The organism is uncultured Microbacterium sp. (assembly GCF_963521695.1).
Classification (GTDB): Bacteria; Actinomycetota; Actinomycetes; order Actinomycetales; family Microbacteriaceae; genus Microbacterium.
Window position 1 is genome coordinate 1 of record NZ_CAUQWC010000122.1, and the last position, 9,992, is coordinate 9,992.

The 9,992-nt window shown below is 69.7% G+C and carries 10 protein-coding genes; 6 read left to right on the plus strand and 4 right to left on the minus strand.

The genetic code is table 11. The features are described from left to right. The 3 genes from RWP81_RS10155 to RWP81_RS10165 all read left to right on the plus strand — a co-directional run. Positions 1-1,263, plus strand: a 1,263-nt coding sequence (locus RWP81_RS10155; RefSeq protein ID WP_314455695.1) for an aminotransferase class III-fold pyridoxal phosphate-dependent enzyme, incomplete at its 5' end; no start/stop codon positions are given. A 35-nt stretch (positions 1,264-1,298) separates the two neighbouring features. Further along, positions 1,299-2,318, plus strand: coding sequence for an agmatine deiminase family protein (locus RWP81_RS10160; RefSeq protein WP_314455718.1), 1,020 nt, complete (start codon positions 1,299-1,301; stop codon positions 2,316-2,318). A gap of 159 nt (positions 2,319-2,477) precedes the next feature. After that, positions 2,478-3,179, plus strand: coding sequence for a gamma-glutamyl-gamma-aminobutyrate hydrolase family protein (locus RWP81_RS10165; RefSeq protein ID WP_314455699.1), 702 nt, complete (start codon positions 2,478-2,480; stop codon positions 3,177-3,179). Between the two features lie 25 nt (positions 3,180-3,204). Here the strand turns inward: RWP81_RS10165 and RWP81_RS10170 are convergent, their stop codons facing one another. The 3 genes from RWP81_RS10170 to RWP81_RS10180 all read right to left on the minus strand — a co-directional run bounded on the left by RWP81_RS10170 (position 3,205) and on the right by RWP81_RS10180 (position 6,723). Then, positions 3,205-4,539, minus strand: coding sequence for a dihydrolipoamide acetyltransferase family protein (locus RWP81_RS10170; protein WP_314455702.1), 1,335 nt, complete (start codon positions 4,537-4,539; stop codon positions 3,205-3,207). Positions 4,540-4,618: 79 nt separating this feature from the next. After that, positions 4,619-5,596, minus strand: a complete 978-nt coding sequence (locus RWP81_RS10175) for an alpha-ketoacid dehydrogenase subunit beta (protein WP_314455705.1) — start codon at positions 5,594-5,596, stop codon at positions 4,619-4,621. Continuing rightward, complete coding sequence (locus tag RWP81_RS10180) at positions 5,593-6,723, minus strand: thiamine pyrophosphate-dependent dehydrogenase E1 component subunit alpha (protein ID WP_314455708.1); 1,131 nt, start codon at positions 6,721-6,723, stop codon at positions 5,593-5,595. The genes RWP81_RS10175 and RWP81_RS10180 overlap by 4 nt, the downstream gene beginning before the upstream one ends. A 668-nt stretch (positions 6,724-7,391) precedes the next feature. Here RWP81_RS10180 and RWP81_RS16320 point away from each other — a divergent pair. After that, positions 7,392-7,802, plus strand: a complete 411-nt coding sequence (locus tag RWP81_RS16320; RefSeq protein ID WP_399540582.1) for a cutinase family protein — start codon at positions 7,392-7,394, stop codon at positions 7,800-7,802. 13 nt (positions 7,803-7,815) lie between these two features. Then, positions 7,816-8,097 carry a hypothetical protein gene (locus RWP81_RS10185; RefSeq protein WP_314455710.1) on the plus strand — a complete coding sequence of 94 codons (282 nt, stop codon included), beginning with the start codon at positions 7,816-7,818 and terminating at the stop codon, positions 8,095-8,097. 171 nt (positions 8,098-8,268) lie between these two features. On the opposite strand, the gene RWP81_RS10190 is transcribed toward RWP81_RS10185, so the two are convergent. After that, complete coding sequence (locus RWP81_RS10190) at positions 8,269-9,342, minus strand: histidinol-phosphate transaminase (protein ID WP_314455712.1); 1,074 nt, start codon at positions 9,340-9,342, stop codon at positions 8,269-8,271. Between the two features lie 97 nt (positions 9,343-9,439). On the opposite strand from RWP81_RS10190, the gene RWP81_RS10195 reads away from it, so the two are divergent. After that, positions 9,440-9,844: a phage holin family protein gene (locus tag RWP81_RS10195; RefSeq protein ID WP_314455715.1), complete on the plus strand. Its 405-nt coding sequence runs from the start codon at positions 9,440-9,442 to the stop codon at positions 9,842-9,844. The last annotated feature ends 148 nt before the right edge of the window (positions 9,845-9,992 follow it).

Below are 9,992 nucleotides of genomic sequence, written 5' to 3' on the forward strand. Positions count from 1 at the left end.
CGCCGCCACGAGGTTCTCGCCGAGGTGCAGGAGCACTATTACGCCACTCCCCCGCGCATCGAGCGCGGGTGGCGAGAGCACCTGATCGACGTGAACGGCCGCGTCTACCTCGACATGGTGAACAACGTCGCGTCGGTCGGCCACGCCCACCCGCACGTGGTCGAGGCGGGCTCGCGGCAGATGCACCTGCTGAACACGAACTCGCGCTTCCACTATCGCGCGATCACCGACTACGCCGACCGGATCGCCGCGACCCTCCCCGCAGGCTTCGACACGGTGTTCTTCGTCAACTCGGGGTCCGAGGCCACCGACCTCGCGATCCGTCTCGCGATGGCCGCGACCGGTCGCCCCGACATCGTCGCGATGCGCGAGGCGTACCACGGGTGGACCTACGCCAGCGATGCGGTGTCGACCTCGATCGCCGACAACCCGAATGCCCTGGCCACCCGGCCCGACTGGGTGCACACCGTGGACGCCGCCAACTCCTACCGCGGGACCCACCGGGGGACGGATGCCGTCCACTACGCACCCGAAGCGGTCGCGGTGATCGACGGGCTCGCGGCATCCGGTCGGCCGCCTGCGGGCATGATCGCCGAGACGTACTTCGGCAACGCCGGCGGGGTGGCACTGCCCGACGGCTACCTCACCGAGGTGTACGCCGCGATCCGCCGCCACGGCGGCCTCGCGATCGCCGACGAGGTGCAGGTCGGGTACGGCCGACTGGGCGAGTGGTTCTGGGGCTTCCAGCAGCAGGGAGCGGTGCCCGACATCGTCGCCGTCGCCAAGTCCATCGGCGGCGGGCACCCGCTCGGCGCCGTCATCACCCGACGCGAGATCGCCGACCGGTACCGCACCGGCGGGTACTTCTTCTCCTCGACCGGCGGCTCCCCGGTCTCCGCCGCCGTCGGCATGGCCGTGCTCGACGTCATCGAGCAGGAGGGTCTGCAAGAGAACGCGCGCGTCGTCGGCGGCCACCTCAAGAAGCGTCTCGAAGAGCTGGGCGAGAGGCACGAGCTCATCGGCGCCGTGCACGGTTCGGGCCTGTACCTGGGCGTCGAGTTCGTCCGCGATCGCGAGTCGCTCGAGCCCGCCACCGCCGAGACCGCGGCGATCTGCGACCGCCTGCTCGAGCTCGGCGTCATCATGCAGCCGACCGGCGACCACCAGAACGTCCTGAAGATCAAGCCGCCGCTGGTCGTCACGCGCGCCTCGGTCGACGTCTTCGTCGACGCGCTCGATCGCGTCCTCACCACCGGCTACTGACCCGCCCGACCCGAAAGGAGCACGCCATGTGGCGCATGCCCGCAGAATCCCACCCGCACGAACGCACCTGGATGGCGTTCCCGCGCGAAGGCGTCACCCTCGGCGAGAGCGCGGAGCACCGCGAACAGGGCTACCGGGCATGGACCGACGTGGCCCACGCGGTGCAGGAGTTCGAGCCGGTGACGATGGTCGTCGATCCCACCGAGATGGCCCGCGCCCGGCGCATGCTCGACTCCGCGATCGAGATCGTCGAGGCCCCCCTCGACGAGTTCTGGATGCGCGACGTGGGCCCGACCTTCGTCGTCGATCCCGACCGCCCGGGAGTCCTCGGTGCCGTCGACTGGATCTTCAACGGGTGGGGCGCCCCCGACTGGGCCGAGTGGCAGAAGTCCGCCGGCATCGCCCGCGTCGTCGCCGAGCACTTGGGCGCCGAGCGCATCGATTCGCTCCTCGTCGCCGAGGGCGGCGGCCTTCACGTCGACGGAACCGGCACCGTGCTGCTCACCGAGACCGTGCAGCTCGACCCGCGCCGCAACCCCTTCGCCGACCGCACCCGCGTCGAGGCCGAGATGGCCCGCACGATCGGAGCGACGGATGCCGTCTGGCTCTCCCGCGGCCTGACCCGCGACTACGACGAGCTGGGCACCAACGGGCACGTCGACATCGTGGCCACGTTCGCCTCGCCCGAGCACGTCCTCATCCATGAGCAGACGGATGCCGCCCACCCCGACTTCGATGTCTCGCGACTCGTCCGTCGTGAGCTCGAGGCCGCCTTCGCTGAGCGGGGCCGCAACGTCGCCGTCACCGGCATCCCCGCCCCGACCGCCCTCCGCGATGACGAGGGGTGGCTCGATTGGAGCTACATCAACCACCTCGTCACCAACGACGGCGTCGTGCTGTGCGGTTTCGGCGACGCCGCGGCCGACGCGCGGGCTCGCGAGATCGTGGCCGACGCCTACCCCGGCCGCCGTGTGGTGACGGTCGACGCCCGCCCCATCTTCGATCGCGGGGGCGGCATCCACTGCATCACGCAGCAGCAGCCGAAGCTCGGCTGAGCCGCGGGCGGGCGACGGCATCACGTCTCTTCGGCGGCGGGGACGTCAGCACTGCCCGAGGTCTCCTGCGTGAGGCCCGACGTATGCCGCCCGCGCGAACGCCGCATCCCCGCCCCCACCCCTGGCATCCTGAAGTTCTCGCTTCTCCCAAGGATTCGCATGCCCTCAGCCGCCCTGTTCCACATCCGCGACACCCGCCCGAACGCCCCGCGCTACCAGGCGCTCCTCGACGACCTCAACGACGGAGCCGTCACGGCCCTCCGTGACGCCGGATGGACGGTGGCGCTCCACGCCGCTGCCGAACAGCCGATCGCGAGGCTCCTCGCCGCCGCCCGCCGCGCCGATGTCGTCGTCATCCTCGGCGGTGAAGACGTCGACCCGCGCGCCTACGGCTCCTCCGACCTCCGGCCGCACGCGACGCCCTACGACGTGGCCGCCGATGAGGCGCAGCTCGCCGTGATCCGCGACACGGTGGCCACCGGTAGTCCCCTGCTCGGCATCTGCCGCGGCATGCAGCTCGTCAACGTCGCCCTCGGCGGCACCCTGCACCAGGACATCCCAGGACACCGCCGTTCTGAGGGCGACCCCTTCGTCGCAACCGAGGTCCGCTTCGACCGGCCCGACCCGGTCTCGACCGCCGGCGACCTCCTCTGCAGCCACCACCAGTCGGTCGACCGCCTCGGAGCGGGCCTGGATGCCACGGCTCGCGCCGCCGACGGCACCATCGAGGCCGTGCGGCACCGCGATCTGCCGGTCTGGGCGTACCAGTGGCACCTCGAGCACCCGCGGTCGGCCGCCCGCCAGCTCGTACCCGTGATGGCGTCACTGCTCGCCGCGGGCGCACCCGAGCGAGTCGCGTGACCCGACCGCGCGAAGCCGCCCGCGCTCAGTCGAGCAGCAGCGCCGGCTCCTCCAGCACGGATGCCACATCCGCGATGAACCGCGAGATTCCGTCACCGTCGACGACGCGGTGATCGAACGAGCCCGAGACCGTCGTGACCCAGCGGGGGCGCACCTCGCCGTCGACGACCCACGGCTTCTGCCGGATCGCGCCGAGGGCGATGATGCCGGCCTCGCCCGGGTTGATGATCGGGGTACCGGCATCCACTCCGAACACGCCGATGTTGGTGATGGTGAACGTGCCGCCGGACTGGTCGGCGAGGCTCGTCTTGCCCTCGCGGGCGGTGAGCGTGAGGTGCTCGAGCGCCTTGGCCAGCTCGCGGGTGTTCATGCCTTGCGCGTCCTTGATGTTCGGCACGAGCAGGCCCCGCGGGGTCGCGGCGGCGATGCCGAGGTTGACGTAGTGGCGCACGCTGATCTGCGCACCGGCGTCGGTGTCGACCCACGCGGCGTTGATCATGGGCGTGCGGCGCAGTGCCCAGATCACGGCGCGGGCCATGATCAGCAGCGGCGAGACCTTCACGTCGGCGAAGTCGGTCGACGCCTTGAGGCGCTTGACGAGTTCCATGGTGCGCGAGGCGTCGACGTCGACCCACACCGACACGTGCGGGGCCGAGTACGCGCTCGAGGTCATCGCGTTGGCGGTGGCTTTGCGCACGCCCCGGACGGGGATCGACTCTTCGCGGGCGTCGGCGGACTGAGCAGGAGCGGATGCCGTCGGCGCGGGCGCCGCGGGAGCAGAGACCTCGATCGTCTCCTCGCGCACGTCGCCCCACGCGGGCGTCTCGATGTTGCGGAAGACGCTGGCCTGCTCGGCGTGCTTCACCACGTCGTCGCGGGTGACCTCACCGGCCGTGCCGCTCGGCGTCACCGCCGACAGCTCGACGCCGAGATCGCGCGCGAGCTTGCGGATCGGGGGCTTGGCGACCACGCCGACGGATGCCGCGACCGGGCGCTCCGCGGGCTTGCGGCGCCGCGACGACACCGCGCCGCCCGTGCCGTAGCCGACGAGCACGGCGCCACCCGGGTCGCTGGGTTCGGGGACGGTGGCCGGGGCCGAGGGCGCCGGGGGCGCGGCATCCGCCGAGCCGATCGTGATGATGGGCGACCCGACCTCGACGGTCGCGCCCTCGGATGCCAGCAGCTCGCCGACGGTGCCCGAGTAGGGCGAGGGCAGCTCGACGAGCGACTTGGCCGTCTCGATCTCGACGATCACGTCGTTGACGGCGACGGTGTCACCGGGTGCGACGCGCCATTGCACGATTTCGGCCTCGGTGAGGCCTTCGCCGACATCGGGGAGAACGAACGTCTGATCGGTCACGGTGTGTCCTTTGCTCGGAAGCCAGCTTGCCACCGGGGTCGCCGCGACGGAATGCTCGGGCGAGGCGGAGGGGTGCGGGTCAGTAGGCGAGAGACCGGTCGACGGCCTCGAGGATGCGGTCGGCGTCGGGCAGGTAAGTGCCCTCGAGCTTCGCGGGCGGGAAGGGCACGTCGAAGCCCGAGACGCGCAGCACGGGAGCCTCGAGCGCGAAGAACGCCTTCTCCATGACGGTCGCGGCGATCTCGGAGCCGAGCGAGGTGAAGCCCGGCGCCTCCTGCGCGTAGACCATGCGGCCGGTGCGGCGCACCGAGTCGAGCAGCGGGCCGTAGTCGACGGGCGACAGCGACCGCAGGTCGATGACCTCGCAGCTCGTGCCCTCGCTCTCGGCGAGCGCGGCTGCCTGCAGCAGCGTCGTCACCATGGCGCCGTGCCCGACGAGCGTCACGTCGGTGCCGCGGCGCACGATCCGGCTGGCGTGCAGCGGGAGGGCGGGGGCTTCGGTGTCGACCTCGCCCTTCTGCCAGTACTTCGCCTTGGGCTCGAAGAAGACGACCGGGTCGGGCGAGTCGATCGCCTGCTGGATCATCCAGTACGCGTCGTTGGCGTTCGAGGGGCTGACCACGCGCAGACCCGGGGTATGCGTGAAGTACGCCTCGGGGCTCTCTTGGTGGTGCTCGACCGCGCCGATGTGCCCGCCGTAGGGGATGCGGATGACGACGGGCATGCGCAGAGCGCCCTCGTGGCGGTTCGTGAGCTTCGCCAGCTGCGAGGTGATCTGGTCGAACGCGGGGAAGACGAACCCGTCGAACTGGATCTCGAGCACGGGGCGGAACCCGCCCATCGCGAGACCGATGGCGGTGCCGACGATGCCCGACTCCGCCAGCGGGGAGTCGATGACGCGGCGCTTGCCGAAGTCCTTCTGCAGACCCTCGGTCACGCGGAACACGCCGCCGAGCGGGCCGATGTCCTCGCCCATGAGCAGCACGCGGTCGTTCGTCTCGAGCGCGCGGCGGAGCCCGGCGTTCAGAGCCCGACTGATCGGAAGGTTCTCGGTCACTGGGCGCCCCCGTCCATCGACGCCTCGTAGTCGTCGAGCCAGCGCTGCTCCTCTTGGATGAGCGCGTGCGTCTCGGAGTAGACGCTGTCGAACATGTGGCTGCGCGGGATCGTGCCGAGCTCGTTCGTGCGCACGCGCACGTCGTCGGCGAGGGCTGCACCCTCGGCATCCGCGTCGTCGAAGAACTGCTGCGGCGCACCTCGCCCCTCGAGGTAGGTGCGCATGCGCGCGATGGGGTCGCGCCCGGCCCACGCCTTCTCTTCGTCGGAGGTGCGGTACTTCGTGGGGTCGTCGCTCGTGGTGTGCGCGCCCATGCGGTAGGTCATGGCCTCGATCGCGCGGGGGCCGCCGCCGGCACGCGCCTCGTCGAGGGCGGTCTTGGTCACGGCATAGCTTGCGAGCACGTCGTTGCCGTCGACCTGAAGACTCGGGATGCCGTAGCCCTCACCGCGCTTGTACAGCGGCGAGCGCGACTGCGTCGCGACCGGGACCGAGATGGCCCACTGGTTGTTCTGCAGGAAGAACACCTGCGGCGTCTGGAAGCTCGCGGCGAAGACCATCGCCTCGTGCACGTCGCCCTGGCTGGAGGCACCGTCGCCGTAGTAGACGATGACGGCCTCGTCGCGCTCGGGGTCACCCGATCCCGCCTTGCCGTCGAACACCAGCCCCATGCCGAGGCCCGTGGCGTGCAGGGTCTGCGCGCCGAGCACGAGGGTGTAGATGTGCGTGTTGCCGTTCTTCGGATCGGTCGGATCCCACCCGCCGTGGGTGAGTCCGCGCATGAGCCGGATGATGTCGATCGGGTCGACGCCGCGGATGCGGGTGACCACGTGCTCGCGGTACGAGGGGAAGATGTGGTCCTGCGCGCGGGCGGCGCGAGCCGAGCCCACCTGCGCGGCCTCCTGCCCGAACGACGGGGGCCACAGGGCGAGCTGTCCCTGTCGCTGCAGGTTCGTCGCCTGCACGTCGAACGCGCGGATCGAGACCATGTCGCGGTAGAACGTCTCGAGTTCGGCGTCGGTCAGGGCGTCGATGAGCGGCAGGTAGCGCTCGGCCGCGGGCGTGGGCGCCAGCGTGCCGTCGGCTGCCAGAACGCGCACGAGAGCGGGATCGTCGAGCGGGGTCATCCCCCCACGCTAACGCCCGACCCATGCTCACGACCGCATGAGGTGCACAACGGATGACGGAATCCGCCGTGGACGTCGGACAAACGGATGCCGCGTGGCAACGCGCCCCGAGCGCCGCTCAGAGTCGACACGCGGAAGCGTGGACCGACGCCCTGGCCTCAACAGAATCTGCGCGCCACCGGTGCCCCTCGCCCCGATGCCGGCCGCGTGAAGCCGACCCGACCGCGGCAGTGGTGCCGTCGGCGAGGGTTATGCCCAATCGCAGGCATCCGTGCCGTTCTCTCCGACGTCCGTGGGGTGGAGCAGTTCGCTGATGAGCGCAGATTGTTCCTGTGTTGTTGCGTAGCGGGCCGCCCCCGCAGGTATTCAGCGAGAGAGGGAGGTCTGCGGTGTTGTGGTCGCTAGCGGGCCAGGTTGCGGCCTGCCGGCGTCTTTGCGGTGAAACTTAGTCTGAGCATCCCCGTCGTGGGGTTAGTGTCACACGAATGAGAAAATAATGAGAATCATCTCATGATGTAAGGATTGCGGTCTTCTCTATTCTTTAGTCTATGGTCGCGTATCCAATGGCGTGCTGTTAGTTTCTCTCATACGGTCTATTCAGTGGAGGCGACCTCTCATGCAGTCACACAGCAAGAAGCGACGTCGCGGCATCGCGGCGGGCTGCATCTGTGACCTTGGTGGGTTACTCGCAGGGAGCTGACGTCATCGGTACCGCGTTGGGCGAGAGTCTTGGAAACAATGCTCGCGCCTACGTCCAAGGCGCTGTGCTATTCGGCGACCCGAGCTATCGCCCAAACCAGCCTATTAACGCGCCAGGTTTGAACCCGCAGGGTTCCGGGATGTTCTCTCTCTCGCGAAGCGATGCTATACAGGCGACCCTTAACGATATGCGGTCCTACGGATGGAATTCCGACACGGGGAGCTTGGGCTGGCGACAGCACGTCAGGGAGTACTGTAACGAAGGCGACGCCGCATGCCAGAACAATGTGGCCTCCGGATGGGGTGTGCACGGCCACTATGGAAAGTGGACACAGGATGCGGCATTCTTCCTCAACAACTTCATCATCCCGCCTGGCTAAGCGTTTGCGGGTCGTGACGTTATCTCTTGCTCTCGTCTCAGCAGTCGTCTGGTTTCTGCAGTTGTTCTTCATCATCTCTGCTATCGGCAGGCCCGGTCAGAACCCGTCAGGCTCTGACGTGTCGATGATGTTGACAGGAGCTGTCTTCTTCGCCCTCCTCGCGGTGGCCGCCGTCGGCTGGGGTGTTGAGCGCCGCCACCAATCAGCGGCCGTCCCGATCTACACCGTGGGGTCGGGGGCGGGCCTCATCGCCATCTGCGTATCGCTCGTCATCCTGCTGACCTCGGCAGGATGACGCGCACCAATCGGTTCCGGGCAGTCGTGTGGTCAATTCGTCCGAGTGATTGAGAGGGCGTAGATTGTCGGGCTCGCCCTCATGATGACCAACCGCGACAGCCCCGCTGCCGACCACTTCTCTTGATCGCCCTTTCCCGGCGAAGCCGCCACGCGGTCGCCCCCGGTGCGCTCAGCCCGCGTGTGCGGCGGCGACCTCGACGACGCGCTCCAGCGACTCCTCTTCGCCGATGGAGATGCGGATGCCGTCGCCCGCGAACGGGCGCACGATGAGACCCGCCTCCTCGAACGCCGCCGCGACCTCGAGCGTGCGCTCCCCCGCGGCGAGCCAGACGAAGTTGCCCTGTGCGTCGGGCACGTCCCACCCGGTCGCGCGCAGGCGATCGACGAGCCGGTCGCGTCGCTCGGCGATGACGGCGACGCGGTGCAGCAGCTCGCTCTCGGCATCCAGGCTGGAGAGCGCCGCGGCTTCCCCAGCGGCCGTGACCGAGAGGGGGATCGCGGTGCTGCGGGCAGCGTTCAGCACCGCCTCGTTGCCGATGGCGTAGCCGACACGCAGGCCGGCCAGGCCGTACGCCTTCGAGAACGTGCGGAGCACGACGATGTTGGGCCGGTCGAGCACGGCGCGGACGCGCTCGCCCTCCACCGAAGTGCGGTCGGTGACGAATTCGGCGTACGCCTCGTCGAGCACGACGAGCACGTCGCGGGGCACCTCGTCGATGAACGACGCGAACTCGTCGTAGCCGACGGTCGGGCCGGTGGGGTTGTTGGGGCTGCAGACGATCACCAGGCGCGTGCGCTCGGTGACGGCGGCGGCCATGGCCGGCAGGTCGTGCCGCGCCTCGGCTGTGAGGGGCACCTGCACGCCGGTCGCGCCGGTCACCGCGACCAACGAGGGGTACGCCTCGAACGAGCGCCACGCGTAGACGACCTCGTCGCCCGGGCCGGAGGTCGCCAGCAGCAGTTGCGCGAGCAGCGAGACGCTGCCGGCGCCGACGTGCACCTCGTCGGAGGAGACGCCGTATCGCGCGGCGAGTCGTTCGCGCAGGCGTGCGGCCGTGGCATCCGGGTATCGGTTGAAGGCCCCCGCGGCGTGGACCGCCTCGAGCACACCGGGGAGGGGCTCGAAGGGGTTCTCGTTGCTCGAGAGCTTGAAGGCGTCGGGGCTGGCCTGCCGACCCTGTCGGTACGCCGGCAGGGCGGCGATCTCGGGACGGATACGGGGCAGGACCGGCTGTTCACTCACCCCGCGAGCCTATCCGCGGGCCCCCGGGTTTCGTCAGCCCCTCCTCCCCAGCCGCGAGACCCTGACGGCGGTGTCCCTCGCGTGCCAGGGTGGGGGCATGCGCTTCGTCATCCGCATCGCCGTCAACGCCTTCGCCATCTGGATCGTCACGCTGCTGCCCGCGCTGCAGGTGCGCCTCATCCCCTTCGCCCCGGGCGAGTGGGTGCAGGTGCTGCTCACGCTGCTGCTCGTGGGGCTGATCTTCGCCCTCGTCAACACGATCATCGGCACCGTGGTGAAGATCGTCGCCATCCCGCTCTACATCCTCACGCTCGGACTGATCTCGCTGATCATCAACGGCTTCCTGCTGTGGCTGACGGCGGTCATCACCGAGAACTGGGACTGGGGCCTGCGCACCGGCGAGTTCTGGCTGACGGTGGTCGCCGCACTCCTGGTCGGCATCATCAACGCGGTGCTCGGCGGCATCCTGCGCCCGCGCCGCGAGGAGCGCGAGCGCCGCTGAGGCCCGGCGTCCGCGGTTCCCGAGCCGAAGGGAGCGCAATCCGCACGCCAGCCCCGGTCGCCGAGCCCGTCGAAGGGACCGCAACCCGCGCGCCAACCCAGGTCCCTGAGCCCGTCGAAGGGACCGGAACCCGCGTGTGCTCGGAGGC